Source organism: Bradyrhizobium sp. Ken51 (assembly GCF_055807435.1).
The window spans coordinates 388,988-403,653 of record NZ_JBVVPB010000002.1 but is presented as its reverse complement, the minus strand read 5'-3'; the positions used below and the strand labels follow the sequence as shown (position 1 = coordinate 403,653).

Annotated in this window: 13 protein-coding genes; 8 read left to right on the top strand and 5 right to left on the bottom strand. The window is 64.9% G+C overall.

The window, feature by feature from the left end; genetic code table 11:
* Window positions 1-27 precede the first annotated feature (27 nt).
* The 8 genes from AC0L27_RS05515 to AC0L27_RS05480 all read left to right on the top strand — a co-directional run bounded on the left by AC0L27_RS05515 (window position 28) and on the right by AC0L27_RS05480 (window position 8,841).
* A complete protein-coding gene (locus AC0L27_RS05515) occupies window positions 28-1,647 on the top strand; it encodes a peptide chain release factor 3 (RefSeq protein WP_354204003.1) in 1,620 nt (539 codons plus the stop codon).
* 211 nt (window positions 1,648-1,858) lie between these two features.
* On the top strand, window positions 1,859-2,437 hold the full coding sequence (locus AC0L27_RS05510; RefSeq protein WP_354204001.1) for a hypothetical protein: 579 nt from the start codon (window positions 1,859-1,861) through the stop codon (window positions 2,435-2,437).
* Window positions 2,438-2,508: 71 nt separating this feature from the next.
* Window positions 2,509-3,093, top strand: a complete 585-nt coding sequence (locus tag AC0L27_RS05505; RefSeq protein ID WP_354055187.1) for an NnrU family protein — start codon at window positions 2,509-2,511, stop codon at window positions 3,091-3,093.
* A gap of 73 nt (window positions 3,094-3,166) precedes the next feature.
* Window positions 3,167-4,759: a class I adenylate-forming enzyme family protein gene (locus AC0L27_RS05500; protein WP_473318062.1), complete on the top strand. Its 1,593-nt coding sequence runs from the start codon at window positions 3,167-3,169 to the stop codon at window positions 4,757-4,759.
* Between the two features lie 168 nt (window positions 4,760-4,927).
* The gene (locus AC0L27_RS05495; protein ID WP_354055183.1) at window positions 4,928-5,581 is read left to right on the top strand and encodes a tetratricopeptide repeat protein; all 654 of its coding nucleotides are present in this window, start codon (window positions 4,928-4,930) and stop codon (window positions 5,579-5,581) included.
* A gap of 26 nt (window positions 5,582-5,607) precedes the next feature.
* Window positions 5,608-6,156, top strand: coding sequence for a hypothetical protein (locus AC0L27_RS05490; protein ID WP_354203996.1), 549 nt, complete (start codon window positions 5,608-5,610; stop codon window positions 6,154-6,156).
* A 49-nt stretch (window positions 6,157-6,205) separates the two neighbouring features.
* The gene (gene der / locus AC0L27_RS05485; protein WP_354203994.1) at window positions 6,206-7,588 is read left to right on the top strand and encodes a ribosome biogenesis GTPase Der; all 1,383 of its coding nucleotides are present in this window, start codon (window positions 6,206-6,208) and stop codon (window positions 7,586-7,588) included.
* The gene (locus tag AC0L27_RS05480) at window positions 7,585-8,841 is read left to right on the top strand and encodes a TCR/Tet family MFS transporter (RefSeq protein WP_354254928.1); all 1,257 of its coding nucleotides are present in this window, start codon (window positions 7,585-7,587) and stop codon (window positions 8,839-8,841) included. Before der ends, AC0L27_RS05480 begins: the two co-directional genes overlap by 4 nt.
* A gap of 112 nt (window positions 8,842-8,953) precedes the next feature.
* Here the strand turns inward: AC0L27_RS05480 and AC0L27_RS05475 are convergent, their stop codons facing one another.
* The 5 genes from AC0L27_RS05475 to AC0L27_RS05455 form a co-directional block, all read right to left on the bottom strand.
* Complete coding sequence (locus tag AC0L27_RS05475) at window positions 8,954-10,180, bottom strand: ABC transporter substrate-binding protein (protein WP_275167232.1); 1,227 nt, start codon at window positions 10,178-10,180, stop codon at window positions 8,954-8,956.
* 170 nt (window positions 10,181-10,350) lie between these two features.
* Window positions 10,351-11,499, bottom strand: a complete 1,149-nt coding sequence (locus tag AC0L27_RS05470) for an NHL repeat-containing protein (RefSeq protein ID WP_354203990.1) — start codon at window positions 11,497-11,499, stop codon at window positions 10,351-10,353.
* Window positions 11,500-11,577: 78 nt separating this feature from the next.
* Complete coding sequence (locus tag AC0L27_RS05465; protein WP_354203988.1) at window positions 11,578-12,318, bottom strand: SDR family NAD(P)-dependent oxidoreductase; 741 nt, start codon at window positions 12,316-12,318, stop codon at window positions 11,578-11,580.
* A gap of 137 nt (window positions 12,319-12,455) precedes the next feature.
* Window positions 12,456-13,961 carry an amidophosphoribosyltransferase gene (gene purF / locus AC0L27_RS05460; protein WP_007609288.1) on the bottom strand — a complete coding sequence of 502 codons (1,506 nt, stop codon included), beginning with the start codon at window positions 13,959-13,961 and terminating at the stop codon, window positions 12,456-12,458.
* 27 nt (window positions 13,962-13,988) lie between these two features.
* Complete coding sequence (locus tag AC0L27_RS05455) at window positions 13,989-14,618, bottom strand: CvpA family protein (protein WP_007592055.1); 630 nt, start codon at window positions 14,616-14,618, stop codon at window positions 13,989-13,991.
* Window positions 14,619-14,666 lie beyond the last annotated feature (48 nt).

Genomic DNA, 14,666 nt, shown 5'->3' with positions numbered 1-14,666 from the left:
TCATTTTCCCTGCCAAACGCTGCCGCAATGTCCGACATCGCCACCACAGCCGAATCGACGGCCCGTTCCTCGCTTGCCGCTGAAGTGTCGCGGCGGCGTACCTTTGCGATCATCTCGCATCCGGACGCCGGCAAGACCACGCTGACCGAAAAGCTGCTGCTGTTCGGCGGCGCCATCAATCTGGCCGGCCAGGTCAAGGCCAAGGGCGAGCGGCGCAATACGCGTTCGGACTGGATGAAGATCGAGCGCGAGCGCGGCATCTCTGTCGTGACCTCGGTCATGACCTTCGAGTTCGAGGGGCTCGTGTTCAACCTGCTGGACACGCCGGGCCACGAGGACTTTTCGGAAGACACCTATCGCACGCTCACGGCGGTCGATTCCGCCGTCATGGTGATCGACGCCGCCAAGGGCATCGAGGCGCGCACCCGAAAGCTGTTCGAGGTGTGCCGTCTTCGCGACATCCCGATCATCACCTTCATCAACAAGATGGACCGCGAGAGCCGCGACGTGTTCGAGCTCCTCGACGAGATCGAGAAGACGCTGGCGCTCGATACCACGCCAATGACCTGGCCTGTCGGCCGCGGCCGCGATTTCCTCGGGACCTACGACGTCGTCAATGGCGGCGTGCGCCTGCTCGAAGGCGGCGGCGCCAAGACCGGCGCGGCGCAGCAGATCGAGATCGCCGAGCTCACCAAGCTCAACGCCAATCTCGACGTGTCCGCGGTCAAGGACGAGCTCGAGCTCGTCACCGCGGCTTCAAAACCGTTCGAGCTCGAAGCATTTCGCGAGGGCCATCTGACGCCGGTTTATTTCGGCAGCGCGCTTCGCAATTTCGGCGTCGGCGACTTGCTGCAAGGGCTCGGCAAGTTCGCGCCCGAGCCGCGCGCGCAGGAGAGCGATCAGCGCAAGGTCGAAGCCACCGACCCCCGCATGAGCGCCTTCGTGTTCAAGATCCAGGCCAACATGGATCCGAACCACCGCGACCGCATCGCCTTTGCGCGGCTGTGCTCCGGCAAGCTGAGCCGCGGCATGAAGGCGAAGCTGGTGCGCACCGGCAAGAGCATGCCGCTGTCCAGCCCGCAATTCTTCTTCGCGCAGGACCGTTCGGTTGCGGACGAAGCCTATGCCGGCGACGTCGTCGGCATTCCCAATCACGGCACGCTGCGGATCGGCGATACGTTGACCGACGGTGAGGATTTCAACTTCGTCGGCGTGCCGAGCTTTGCACCGGAAATCGTCCGCCGCGTGCGTCTGACCGATGCGATGAAAGCGAAGAAGCTGAAGGAAGCACTTCAGCAGATGTCGGAAGAGGGCGTTGTGCAGGTGTTCCGCCCGCGCGACGGCGCGCCCGCATTGGTCGGCGTCGTCGGCGCACTCCAGCTCGACGTGCTCAAGGCGCGGCTGGATGCGGAATATTCGCTGCCGGTCGAATTCGAGGTCAGCGAGTTTCAGCTCGCGCGCTGGGTCTCCTGTGAGGACCGCAAGAAGCTCGATACCTTCATCGCGGCCAACACCTCCAGCATCGCCGATGATGTCGACGGGGATCCCGTCTATCTGGCGCGGAACGAGTTCTATCTCGGCTACACCAGGGAACGGGCCGAGGGCATCGAGTTCACCAACGTCAAGGACGTCAAGAAGAAGGGGTAGGGTGGGGCTTCGCCCGCTCTGCAGCCACTCCCCCCGCTGTCATGCTCCGCGAAAGCGGGGCATCCAGCACGCCGCAGCCTCTCGGCTCAATCACAAACGCCTCTGGAATACTGGGTCGTCCGGTCAAGCCGGACGACGACACCGCGTGTACGCGCGAGCATGTGAACGCTTGCGGGCTTGACGGCTTCTCCGGCGATGCCACGTTCTGGTCATGTGGCGCGGCATCCTTGTTTTCCTCCTGCTGGCGATCTCGACGATCGCCGCGGACGCGCGGCCGCGACAAATCAACCCAATTCCGTTTTCGCACGAGCCGTGCAGCGTCCTCGATGGCAGGCCCTGCACGCCGTCCTATTGCAGCCCGCTCGAGCCTGGTCCCTGTATTCCCGAGATCGACTATCCCTACGGCCAGAACCTCCAGCTCACGATCCAAAGCGTGCCGACGGAGGCCGATCGCGCCAAATACCAAAAGCCGGATCACGATCTCGACACGATCGGCGATCTCTTCGCCGAGCTGCGCAGCTGCTGGTCGCCGCCATCGGACAATGCGCGCGCGGGCATGCAGATCGCCGTGCGTTTCAGCTTCAACAAATCGGGCGGCCTGATCGGCCCGCCGCGCCTGACCTTTGCGACCGCGGGCGTGCCCGCCGAGACGAGAACCACCTATCTCAAGGCGATCAATTCATCGTTGAACGCCTGCCTGCCGCTGAAATTCACCGGCGGTCTTGGCGGTGCCCTGGCCGGGCGGCCGATCGCGATCCGGTATGTCGACAATCGCGAGATCGGCAAGTAGCCCATCAGTTGCGACCCGCGGCCAATCGATGATACGCCATGGGCTGGGGCGCTGGTTGAGGGGAGAATCTCGTGGGTCTGCTGGTCATGATCCTGGGGCTTGCGCTGTTTTTTGCGGCGCATGTGTTCACGACGAAACGCGAGGCGCGCGCGCAGGCCATCGCGAGACTGGGCGAGGGGACCTACAAAATCCTCTACTCGCTCGCCTCGCTCGCGGGGCTCGCGTTGATCATCTGGGGCTTCGCGCATTATCGTGCGACGGGCTGGATCGACGTCTGGTATCCGCCGAAGGCGCTGAAGCACATCACGCTCGCGCTGATGTTGCCGGCGGTCATCCTGGTGGTTGCGTCCTATCTGCGCGGCCGCATCTATGCGACGCTGAAGCATCCGATGCTGGCCGGCATCAAGCTGTGGGCGGCGGCGCATCTTCTGGCCAATGGCGATCTCGGCTCCATCATCCTGTTCGGCTCTTTCCTGGGCTGGGCGGTGTATGACCGCATCACGCTGAAGCGTCGCACCGATGGCGGCGGTCCGCCGATTCCGGTGGGCGGCGTCACTAACGATCTGATCGCGATCGTGGTTGGAATCGTCGCATATCTGGCGCTGGCGTTTGCGTTCCATCCGGTCGTGATCGGTGTTCCCGTGATCGGCGGCTAGCCGATCAGCACAAGACAGCACCGGCATGCCCATGCGCGGAAGGTAACAAGAGCAACAAGCCGAGGGCATCCCGATGGACTGGTCGCATTCTCAGATCCCGCCGCTGCGATTCGAGGCGCGCTTCGGCGATCGGGTGGTACCGGCATTTTGCGATCGGCCATCGAGCCTGTGGGCGATGATTGCGGACGCCTGCGCCCGCAATCCCGATGGCGAAGCGCTGATCTCGGGCAATATCCGACTCAGCTGGCGGGAGGCCGCGGAGCAGGCTGCGCGGATCGCGGCGGGATTTCGCAAGCTCGGATTGCAGCGCGGCGATCGTGTCGCGATCCTGCTCGGCAACCGCCTCGAATTTCTGCTGCTTCTGTTTGCTGCCGCGCATGAGGGGCTCGTCACGGTGCTGCTCAGCACGCGCCAGCAGAAACCGGAAATCGCCTATGTCCTCAGCGATTGCGGCGCAAAGACATTGATCCACGAGGCGGCACTCGCAGAACGGCTGCCAGATGCGCTGGACGTGCCCGAAATGGTCCACCGCATCGCCGTGGACGACGATCCGGCTTTGTCACGTTTCGCGGTGCTCGTCGACAACGCACCGGCCGCGGCGCCGGTCGAGACGAGCGAGGAGGACACCGCGATGATCCTCTACACCTCGGGGACGACCGGCAAGCCGAAAGGCGCGATGCTGGCCCATTGCAACATCGTCCATTCCTCGATGATCTTCGTGTCCTGCCTGCGATTGACGGCGGCCGATCGCTCGATCGCGGCGGTGCCGCTCGGCCACGTCACGGGTGTCGTCGCCAATATCACGACGATGATCTGCTGCGGCGGCGCGCTGATCATCATGCCAGAGTTCAAAGCCGGCGAATATCTCAAGCTCGCCGCGCGCGAGCGCGTCACCTACACGGTGATGGTGCCGGCGATGTACAATCTCTGCCTGCTCCAGCCCGATTTCGAGAGCTACGATCTGTCGAGCTGGCGCATCGGAGGCTTTGGCGGCGCACCGATGCCGGTCGCTACCATCGAGAAGCTCAAGGCGATCATTCCCGGCCTCGAGCTTGCGAATTGCTACGGCGCGACCGAGACCACATCGCCGTCCACGATCACGCCCGGCAAGTTGACGGCGACCCACATCGACAGCGTCGGCCTGCCGTGTCCGGGTGCGCGCATCCTGGCAATGGGGGCGGACGGGCGTGAGCTGCCGCCTGGCGAAATCGGTGAGCTCTGGATCCAGAGTGCCTCCGTGATCAAGGGCTACTGGAACAATCCGAAAGCCACGGCCGAAAGCTTCACCAGCGGGTTCTGGCATTCCGGCGATCTCGGCTCGGTCGACGCGGAGGGATTTGTCCGGGTGTTCGACCGGCAGAAGGACATGATCAATCGCGGTGGCCTGAAGATCTATTCGGCCGAGGTCGAATCCGTGCTGGCCGGCCATCCCGCCGTGGTCGAGAGTGCGATCGTCGCCAAGGCGTGCCCGGTGCTGGGCGAACGCGTTCACGCTGTGGTCGTGGCGCGCGCACCGGTGGACAGCGAGGCCTTGCGCGCCTGGTGCGCGGAGCGGCTGTCCGACTACAAGGTCCCGGAAACGATGGTGATCACCGCGGAGCCGCTGCCGCGCAATGCCAATGGCAAAGTGCTGAAGCGGCAGCTACGGGAGCTGTTGGGGACCTGACCCGGGGAGGCGGTCTCTCCGGGCTGTCCCGGGTGGTTAACGCCTTGATCGGGCTCGCTTTGCCTTGCCACCGCCATATCGTTAGGGTACCCCGCCGCCACGTGGGGACGGGATTCCTGACGCGAACGCTTTGGCGCGCGCACCCGGACGGGCATGGGATTAGCATAAGTGTCTGAATTATTTGACGAAGTTGATGAGGAAGTACGTCGCGAACAGCTCAAGAAGCTGTGGGACAAATATTCGATTGTCTTCATCGCCCTGATGGTGCTGATCGTCGCCGCCGTGGGTGGCTGGCGCGCTTACCAGTATGTGGAGGCCAAGAAGGCTGCCGAGGCCGGCGCCGCCTTCGAGAAGGCCGCCGAGCTGTCCGATCAGGACAAGCATGCGGAGGCCGAGGCGGCCTTCACCGAGCTCGCTGCCAAGGCTCCATCAGGCTATCGCACCCTGGCGCGGCTGCGTGCTGCGGCCGAGGCGGCAGCCCGCGATCCCAAGGCAGGCGCCAAGCTGTATGACGACATCGCCGCCGACCGCAGCACAGGCGGCGAGTGGCAGGATCTGGCAAAGATCCGCGCCGCAGGCCTCCTGCTCGACAGCGCCGGCTATGCCGACATGCAGCAGCGGCTGGACGCCTCCACCGCGCCCAAATCAACCTTCCGTCATACCGCCCGCGAGATGCTGGCGCTGTCGGCCTGGCGCAACAACGACATGACCGCGGCCCGCAAATGGCTCGACGCGATTGCCGAGGATGGCGAAACGCCGCCCGGCCTGCGCTCACGGGCCGAGGCGCTGCAGGCCCTGCTGCCGCCCGTAGCGAAGAGCTGAGCCGAGAGCTGAGACGAGATACCGATATGCGCCGCACGCCACGCTTGATCGCAGCCGCCGTCCTGATCGCCTTCACGGGCGTGCTGGGCGGTTGCTCCAGCTTCGATCCGAGCGACATGCTCGACTTCCTCGATACCAAGAAGAAGCTGCCGGGCGACCGTAAGCCGGTGTTCCCGGAAGGCGTGCCGGGACTCGAGCAGGGTGTGCCCAAGGATATGTACAAGGGCGCGCAGCAACTGCCCGATCCGAACGGACCCGCCGTCGCGGCCTTGCCTGTGGAGCCTCAGCCCGAGCCGAAGCCGGCGAAGGGGGCCAAGGCGAAAAAGACCAGGCAGCCGGCCAGCGCGGCCGTCGCGCCGGCTGAGGCGCCCGCCGGCGAAGTCGATGGCGAGGCCCAGCCCGAGGCCGCGCCGCCCGCGGCCGCTCCGCCGCCCAGGCAGAAGATCGTGCGCAAGCGCACCACCGCGCCGCCGCCCGATCAGCCGGTCCAGCAGGCGCAGCCGACCCAGACCACCCAGCAGCAAACGCAGGGCGCCTTCCCGGCGCCGATGCCGAGCGGCAGCTTCTCGCGCTGATAATTTCATTTCATTGACAGGCGCTGCTCCGGCAGCGCACGAATGACCCATGTCCTTTAAGATTGCCATTATCGGCCGACCCAATGTCGGCAAGTCGACGCTGTTCAACCGCCTGGTCGGGCAGAAGCTCGCGCTTGTCGATGACCTGCCCGGCGTCACCCGCGACCGCCGCGAGGGCGAGGCCAGGCTCGGCGATCTCGACTTCACGATCATCGACACCGCCGGCCTCGATGAAGGTGCCAAGGGTTCGCTGACTGCCCGCATGCAGGAGCAGACGGAGGCCGCGATCGCTCAGGCCGACGCGCTGTTCTTCGTGATCGATGCCCGTATGGGCCTCACGCCCAACGATCGCGCCTTCGCCGATTTCGCCCGCAAAGCCAACAAGCCGGTGCTGCTCGTCGCCAACAAGAGCGAAGGCAAGCATGGCGATGCCGGCGCGATGGAGGCTTTCGCGCTCGGCCTCGGCGATCCCATCCAGATCTCGGCCGAGCACGGCGAGGGCATGGGTGAGCTCTACGACGCTCTTAGAGTGCTTATGCCGGAGCCGGTGGAGGACGATGACTTCGAAAACGACGAGCCGCTGACGGAGGAAGAGGCCGCTACGCGTCCGATCCGGGTCGCGATCGTCGGCCGGCCCAACGCCGGCAAGTCGACGATGATCAATCATCTGCTCGGCGAGGAGCGCCTGCTGACGAGCCCGGAGGCAGGCACCACGCGCGATTCCATCGCGGTCGAGATCAATTGGAAGGGCCGCGAGTTTCGCGTGTTCGACACCGCAGGTCTGCGCCGGCGCTCGCGGATCGAGGAGAAGCTCGAGAAGCTCTCGGTCGCCGACGCACTGCGCGCGGTGCGCTTTGCCGAAGTCGTCGTGATGATGATGGATGCGCAGAACCGCTTCGAGGAGCAGGATCTTCGCATCGCCGACCTGATCGAGCGCGAGGGTCGCGCCGTCGTGCTCGCCGTCAACAAATGGGACCTGATGGAGAGCAAGGGTGGCGGCGCGATCTCGAACCTGCGCCGCGATGCCGATCACTTGCTGCCGCAGATCAAGGGCGTGCCGATCGTCGCCGTCTCCGGCTTGATGGGCGAGGGCATCGATCGATTGATGCAGGCGATCCAGGATGCCTATGCGCTTTGGAACAGGCGTGTGTCGACGGCGGCGCTGAACCGCTGGTTCGAGGAGGCGGTCCAGGCCAATCCGCCGCCGGCCGTGTCCGGCCGACGCCTCAAGCTGAATTACATCACGCAGACCAAGGCGCGCCCGCCGAGCTTCGTGCTGTTCTGCTCGCGCGCAGACGCGGTGCCGCAGTCCTATCTGCGCTATCTCACCAATTCGCTGCGTGAGGCCTTCGAGCTGCCGGGCACGCCGGTGCGTATCACCCTGCGCGAGAAGGCCAATCCGTTCGCCCATAAGCGCAAGCGGCCGTCGTGAGCAACGATGCCGGCGAGGCGATGGCGCAGGGCGCAGCGCCAGTCCGGCGCGGTGCGGTCGCCTTCATCTTCGTCACCATCCTGCTCGACATGCTCGCGCTCGGCGTGATCATGCCGATCCTGCCAAAACTGATCGAGAGCTTCGTCGACAACGACACGGCGCATGCGGCCCGCATCTTCGGCCTGTTCGGCACCGCCTGGGCGCTGATGCAGTTCGTGTTCTCGCCGGTGCTCGGCGCGCTGTCGGATCGCTTCGGGCGGCGGCCGGTGGTGCTGCTGTCGAATTTCGGGCTCGCGGCCGACTACGTGCTGATGGCGCTGGCGCCGTCGCTGGTCTGGCTGTTCATCGGCCGCGTCATCTCGGGCATTACCTCGGCGAGCATCTCGACCGCCTTTGCCTATATCGCCGACATCACGCCGCCGGAGCGGCGCGCGGCGGTGTTCGGCAGGATTGGGGCTGCGTTCGGCGCTGGCTTCGTGCTGGGCCCGGCGCTGGGCGGCCTGCTCGGCGATATCGATCCGCGCCTGCCATTCTGGGCCTCGGCGGCCCTGAGCTTTGCCAACGCGCTCTATGGGCTCTTCGTTCTGCCGGAATCGCTGGCGCCGGACAAGCGTGCGCCGTTCCGCTGGAGGAGCGCCAATCCGCTCGGTGCGCTCCGCCTGCTGCGTTCCAACGCGGTGCTCGCTGCGTTGTCCGTCGTCAACTTCATCGCGCAGGTCGCGCATGTCGTGCTTCCCTCGACCTTCGTGCTCTACGCCACCTATCGCTACGGCTGGGATTCGAAAACCGTGGGGTTGACGCTGGCGATGGTCGGCATCTGCGCCATGGTGGTGCAGGGGCTCGCGATCGGCCCGATCGTGCGCGTGCTCGGCGAGCGCAACGCCTTGTTGATGGGCCTGTGCTGTGGCGCGATCGGCTTCGTGATCTTCGGCGCGGCGCCGACCGGGCCGCTGTTCTGGATCGGCATTCCCGTGATGTCGCTGTGGGGCATTTCGGGCGCCGCCATGCAATCACTGATGACGCGCCTGGTCGCGCCCGATCAGCAGGGCCAGTTGCAGGGCGCGACCGCGAGCGTGCAGAGCGTGTCGCAGCTCGTCGGCCCGTTCCTGTTCACGCTGACGTTTTCATACTTCATCGGCGCCAGCGCGCCATGGCAGCTGCCCGGGGCGCCGTTCCTGCTCGCGGCGGTCTTGATGGTGGTGTGCGTGGCGATCGCGGTGCGGGCGCTGGGAGCGGCGAGATCAGAACCGTAGGGCGGATTAGCGAAGCGTAATCCGCCACCTTGTCCGACGCGCGAGAAGAGGTGGGTTACGTCCTGCAGACTGCGCTTTGCGCAGCCGCAGAGCTAACCCACCCTACGACTTCTTACTTCTTCACCAACGGACACTCGCTGTCCTTGAGCGGCTTGGCTGCGTCTTCCGCCGCGATCGTGGCGATCTGCTTGTAGTAGTCCCACGGTCCCTTCGATTCTTCGGGCTTCTTCACCTCGAACAGATAGGCCGGGATGAGACGGCGCCCGTCCGCGCGCAGCGGGCCGTTGCCGAACAGCGGGTCGTCGGTCGGCAGCTCCTTCATCTTGGCGACGACCTTGGCACCGTCATGCGGGTTGCCGCCGAGCGCGTCCATCGCCTTCAGATAATGCAGCACCATCGCGTAATTGCCGGCCTGGGTCATGGAGGGCATCGCATTCTTGCTGGCCAGCGCCGAGAAGCGCTTCGACCAGGCGCGGGTCTGGTCGTTCATGTCCCAATAGAAGGATTCCGTGAAGGTCAGGCCTTGGGCGGTCTTCAGACCCAGCGAATGCACGTCGTTGATGAACAGCAGCAGCGCCGCGAGCTTCTGCCCGCCCTGCACAATGCCGAACTCGGCGGCCTGCTTGATCGCATTGGTGGTGTCGCCGCCGGCGTTGGCGAGACCGACGATCTTTGATTTCGACGACTGGGCCTGCAGCAGGAAGGAGGAGAAGTCTGCGGTGTTGAGCGGATGCTTGACACCACCGAGCACCTTGCCGCCATTGGCGGTGACGACGGCGCTGGTATCGCGCTCCAACGCATGTCCGAACGCGTAGTCGGCGGTGAGGAAGAACCAGCTGTCGCCGCCGGCCTTGGTCAACGCCTTGCCGGTACCGTTGGCGAGCATGTAGGTGTCGTAGGTATAGGAGACCGTGTTCGGTGTGCAGGCCTTACCCGTGAGGTCCGCGGTGGCGGCGCCCGAATTGAGCAGCACCGCATTCTTCTCCTTGACGAGGTTGCTCACCGCGAGCGCCACGCCGGAGCTCGGCGTGTCCGCGATCGCATCGACCTTGTCGTTGTCGATCCATTGCCGGGCGATGTTAACGCCGATGTCGGGCTTGTTCTGGTGGTCGCCGCTCAGCACGTCGATCTTCCAGCCCTTCTTGAGCAGGCCGGAATCCTCGACCGCCATCTTGATCGCGACCACGGAGTTCGGGCCGCCGATGTCGGCATAGAGGCTGGACATGTCGTTAAGCACGCCGATCTTGACGGTCTTGTCCTGGGCGTAGGCGGATGTGGCAAAACCGAAGGCGGCACAGGCCAGAAGGGCCGCGGAGCGGCGCGCGAACGTCGTCGTCATAAAAGGTTTCCTCCATTGTCAAACATGCGGACAGCTCTCTTGGATGGGAGCCTTGTTCCGGCTGATGGCTCTACCGTGTCCCACGGCCGGCGGCAATGCGCCTAAAGCCGGATGACGCTGAGTCGCAGCGTCATCCCTCCGTTAACTTTTGGGTAAAATGCGTCGAGACGCTATTTCAGCGCGTCCGACGTCAACTTGAATTTCTGGATGCGCTTTCCGGTGTCGACCTCGGCGGTATAGACGTTACCCTTGGCGTCGATCGCCATGGCATGCACCCAGTGCAATTGTCCGGCGTTGCGGCCGCTGTGCCCGAAGCTTCCGACCACGCTGCCGTCCTCGCGCTTGATGACCCTGATCTCGTTGTTTTCGCCGTCCGCGCTGAGCAGCCAGGTCTGCTTCGGATCGGGCCAGATCGCGATGTCCCACACCGCGCCGTTGCCGAGCGTGTTCTTCTCGAAGAAGAACTCCTTCACGAAAGTGCCGTCCTTCTTGAAGACCTGGATGCGGTTGTTGATGCGGTCGCAGACGTAGACGAGACCGTCATTGGCGAGCTTTACGCAATGGACGGGATTGCCGAACTGCTGCGACACCGGCGCTTTGGGATCGTACGCCGCCTGCTTGGTGTCGTCGGGCTTGTTGCCGTAGGCGCCCCAATGCCGCTTGTAGGCGAGAGTGGTCGCGTCGAAGACGATGACGCGGCGATTGCCGTAGCCATCGGCGACGTAGATTTCGTTGGCGGTCTTGTCGATCGCGGTCTCGGCGGGCTTGCCGAGCTGCGTCGTGTCGTTGCTGCCGAGGCTCGGCGCGATCTTGCCGATCTGGGCGACGAACTTGCCGTCGAGGGTGAATTTCAGGATCGCGTTGTCATTGTCGGCATTGCCGCCGACCCAGACGAAGCCGCGCTCGTCGACCTCGATGCCGTGCTCGCGGCCGACCCATTCATAGCCTTCGCCCGCGCCGCCCCACGATCGCAGCAGATTGCCGTCGCTGTCGAATTCGAGCACCGGCGGCGCCGAGACGCAGCATTTCGAGCGCGGCGGGGTGAGGCTCGCGCCTTTCTCGTCGTCGGTGAGCGAGCGCGGCCGATGGATCACCCAGATGTGGCCCTGCCAGTCGACGGTGATGCCGCCGACCTGACCGAGGATCCAGTTGTTCGGCAACGGCTTTGGCCAGGAAGCATCGACCGCGAAGGTCGGGACATCGCCGGCGGTTGCCGCGCCCGGGAGCGCAAACGCCACGGCCGCGATCAGGACGGAGCGGATGCGAGAGACATTTGCGAGCGCATTCGTTGAGCCTGCGCGATTCCGCCATGACGCCATGGCAACCTCCCTTTTTTGGCCTGCAGCTTGCTGCCGCTTGAGCGCGGGCAGTCAATCGCGGGGAGGCCGTCAAGTCAATCAGGCCGGCGAGCGGAAGCTCATCAGGCTGCGGCTCTTGTAGTCGTAGAACTTGCCGGTCTCGGTCCAATCAGGCGCGCACATCGGCACGATCAATTCGGCGACCTGCTCGGCTGTATCGAGCGTCGCCGGATCCTCGCCCGGCATCAGCGTCGCGCGCATGCGGGTGCGGACGGGGCCGGGATTGAACAAATTGACGCGCAGCTTGGTATTCGCGGTCTCCTGCGCCCAGGCGCGCGCCAGCGTTTCCAGCGCCGCCTTGGAGGCGGCGTAGGGGCTGACATAGGCGGTCGCCTTGTTGGCAGCGCCGGACGTGACGAACACCGCGCGACCGGCGTCGGACTGCTTGAGCAGCGGCTCCATGCAGCGGATCAGCTGGAAGTTCGCGGCGACGTTGACCGCCATCACGTCGGTGAAGGCCTTCAGCTCGATATGGCCGATCGGCGAGGAGGGGCCGAGCACGCCCGCATTGCCGACGAGGATGTCGAGCTTGCCGTAGCGTTCGTGCAGGCCGGCGCCCAGCCGCGCGATGCCGTCGGAATCAGTCAGGTTGAGCGGCACCAGCGTTGCGCTGCCGCCGTCCTTGCGGATCTCGTCGTCGAGCTCTTCCAGCCCGCCCTGCGTGCGCGCCACGGCGACGATATGCGCGCCGGCCCTGGCCAGCGCTTTTGCCGTGGCAAAACCGATGCCGCGCGAGGCGCCGGTGACGAGAGCGATGCGGTTGGCGAGGGGATTTGTCATGGCCGGGTTTTACAGGCGTAGATGGCCGGGACAAGCCCCCAATACGCCGTCATTCCGAGGCGATGCGAAGCATCGAACCCGGAATCCAGAGGTTGCAAGAAAATCCTGCGGACCGCCCCGGGATGACGGCTGCGCCGTCAGCTCGCCTCCGCCAGCAGCGACAATTGCCGGGGCTGCTGCTCGGTCTGGGTCTGGTCGGTGAGGTGGGTCGGATAGGCCCCGGTGAAACAATGATCCGAGAATTTCGGATTGGCGGGGTCGCGGCCGGGCTCGCCCATGGCGCGGTACATGCCGTCGATCGACAGGAAGGCAAGCGAGTCGGCGCCGATGATCTCGCGCATCTCTTCGAGCGAGTGCGTCGCCGCAAGAAGACCACCGCGGTCCGGTAGGTCGATGCCGTAATAGTCGGGATAGAGGATCGGCGGCGAGGCGAGGCGGAAGTGCACTTCCTTGGCGCCGGCATCGCGCATCATGCGCACGATCTTCTTCGAGGTGGTACCGCGCACCAGCGAATCGTCGATCAGGATGATGCGCTTGCCTTCGATCGCGGCGCGGTTGGCCGAATGCTTCATGCGTACGCCGGATTCGCGGATCGCTTGCGTCGGCTGGATGAAGGTTCGGCCGACATAATGGTTGCGGATGATGCCGAGTTCGAACGGGATGCCGGAATGCTGGCTGTAGCCGACTGCCGCGGGCACGCCGGAATCCGGCACCGGCACCACGACGTCGACCGGCACGTGGCTCTCGCGCGCAAGCTGGGCACCGAAGGCCTTGCGCACCTCGTAGACCGAGCGTCCGTGGACGATGGAGTCCGGACGGGAGAAGTAGATGTACTCGAAGATGCAGGGCCGCGGCGCGATCGGCGGGAACGGCTTGTGAATGTCCTGACCGTTCTCGTCGAACACGATCACCTCGCCGGGCTCGATGTCGCGGACGAAGCGTGCGCCGATGATGTCGAGGGCGCAGGTCTCGGAGGTCAGGATCGGGCAACCATCGAGTTCGCCGAGCACCAGCGGACGGATGCCGCGCGGATCGCGCGCGCCGACCAGCTTCTTGTTGGTCAGCGACACCAGCGCATAGGCGCCCTCGATCTCGCGCAGCGCGTCGATATAGCGCTCGATGAAGCGACTGCGCCTGGAGCGCGCGACCAGGTGCAGGATCACCTCGGTGTCGGTGGTCGACTGCATCATCGCGCCGTTCTTCACGAGCTCGCGGCGCAGCGTCAGGCCGTTGGTGAGGTTGCCGTTGTGGGCGACAGCAAGGCCGCCGGCATTCAGTTCGGCGAACAGCGGCTGCACGTTGCGCAGGATGGTCGCGCCCGTGGTGGAATAGCGGACATGGCCGACTGCCATTGTGCCGGGCAGGCGGTCGATCACCTCGCGGCGGGAGAAGGTGTCGCCGACGAGACCGAGGCGGCGTTCGGAATGAAAGCGGCCGCCGTCATAGGAGACGATGCCGGCGGCTTCCTGGCCGCGGTGCTGAAGGGCGTGGAGGCCGAGCGCCGTGATGGCGGCGGCATCGGGGTGGCCGTAGATGCCGAAGACGCCGCATTCCTCGCGCAGCGTATCCCCCTCCAGATCGTCTTGAAGTTCCAGCGCGGCCGGGCCGAGATCAAGTAGGGCGTCCTGGTCAGGATTTCGCATCTCGTCCGAGCCTCTCGTTAGGGCTTATCAACGCGCCGCGGGTTTCTCGATCAGCTTTTTAAGGCTGTCACGAGCCGGTTTGCTGTATCCGTCGCCACTGCCCGAAGGCTGCTGCTCGGAATCAGTTTGCTCTTCATCTGGTTTGTTTTTCTTGAATCTCTTCAAGATGGTGTTCTCGGGGTCGTCAGGCAAGAGGGCCATCAGCCAATCGCCGGTTCCCTGCAGCACCACGCGGGATTTGGCCCCCGTGACCCAATCCGGGCGCTGCTTGTCCGGCACCAGCCAGGTGAAGAACAGGAACGCGACCACGACGATCAAAAGCCCGCGCGCCAGCCCGAACAGAAAGCCCAGGGTGCGGTCCAGCGCGCCGATGCGCGAATCCAGGATCATGTCGGAGATCCGGACCGTGATCACGGAGACCACGACCAAAGTGCCCACGAACACGCCGGCGACCACGACCACGCTCGCGACGGTATCGTTGTTGAAGTAGGTCTTTGCGGTCGGCAGCAGCTTCGAGAATGAATAAAGGGTGACGATTGCCGCCGTGCCCCAGGCCGCGATCGACAGGATTTCGCGCATGAAGCCGCGAACCATGGCGAGCAGGCCCGAAATCAGCATCACACCGAGCAGGATCAGGTCGAGGATAGTTACTGGCATCGGCTGGTCTGGTCCGCTCGTACTTCAAGGTGCTCAGCGAATCGGTGT

What these genes read in the sequence shown, in the direction of transcription:
- der (WP_354203994.1), top strand. Translation starts at nt 6,206, where the DNA reads ATGTCCTTTAAGATTGCCATTATCGGCCGACCCAATGTCGGCAAGTCG.
- AC0L27_RS05475 (WP_275167232.1), bottom strand. Translation starts at nt 10,180, where the DNA reads ATGACGACGACGTTCGCGCGCCGCTCCGCGGCCCTTCTGGCCTGTGCC.
- AC0L27_RS05490 (WP_354203996.1), top strand. Translation starts at nt 5,608, where the DNA reads ATGCGCCGCACGCCACGCTTGATCGCAGCCGCCGTCCTGATCGCCTTC.
- AC0L27_RS05500 (WP_473318062.1), top strand. Translation starts at nt 3,167, where the DNA reads ATGGACTGGTCGCATTCTCAGATCCCGCCGCTGCGATTCGAGGCGCGC.
- AC0L27_RS05515 (WP_354204003.1), top strand. Translation starts at nt 28, where the DNA reads ATGTCCGACATCGCCACCACAGCCGAATCGACGGCCCGTTCCTCGCTT.
- AC0L27_RS05510 (WP_354204001.1), top strand. Translation starts at nt 1,859, where the DNA reads ATGTGGCGCGGCATCCTTGTTTTCCTCCTGCTGGCGATCTCGACGATC.
- AC0L27_RS05470 (WP_354203990.1), bottom strand. Translation starts at nt 11,499, where the DNA reads ATGGCGTCATGGCGGAATCGCGCAGGCTCAACGAATGCGCTCGCAAAT.
- AC0L27_RS05455 (WP_007592055.1), bottom strand. Translation starts at nt 14,618, where the DNA reads ATGCCAGTAACTATCCTCGACCTGATCCTGCTCGGTGTGATGCTGATT.
- purF (WP_007609288.1), bottom strand. Translation starts at nt 13,961, where the DNA reads ATGCGAAATCCTGACCAGGACGCCCTACTTGATCTCGGCCCGGCCGCG.
- AC0L27_RS05465 (WP_354203988.1), bottom strand. Translation starts at nt 12,318, where the DNA reads ATGACAAATCCCCTCGCCAACCGCATCGCTCTCGTCACCGGCGCCTCG.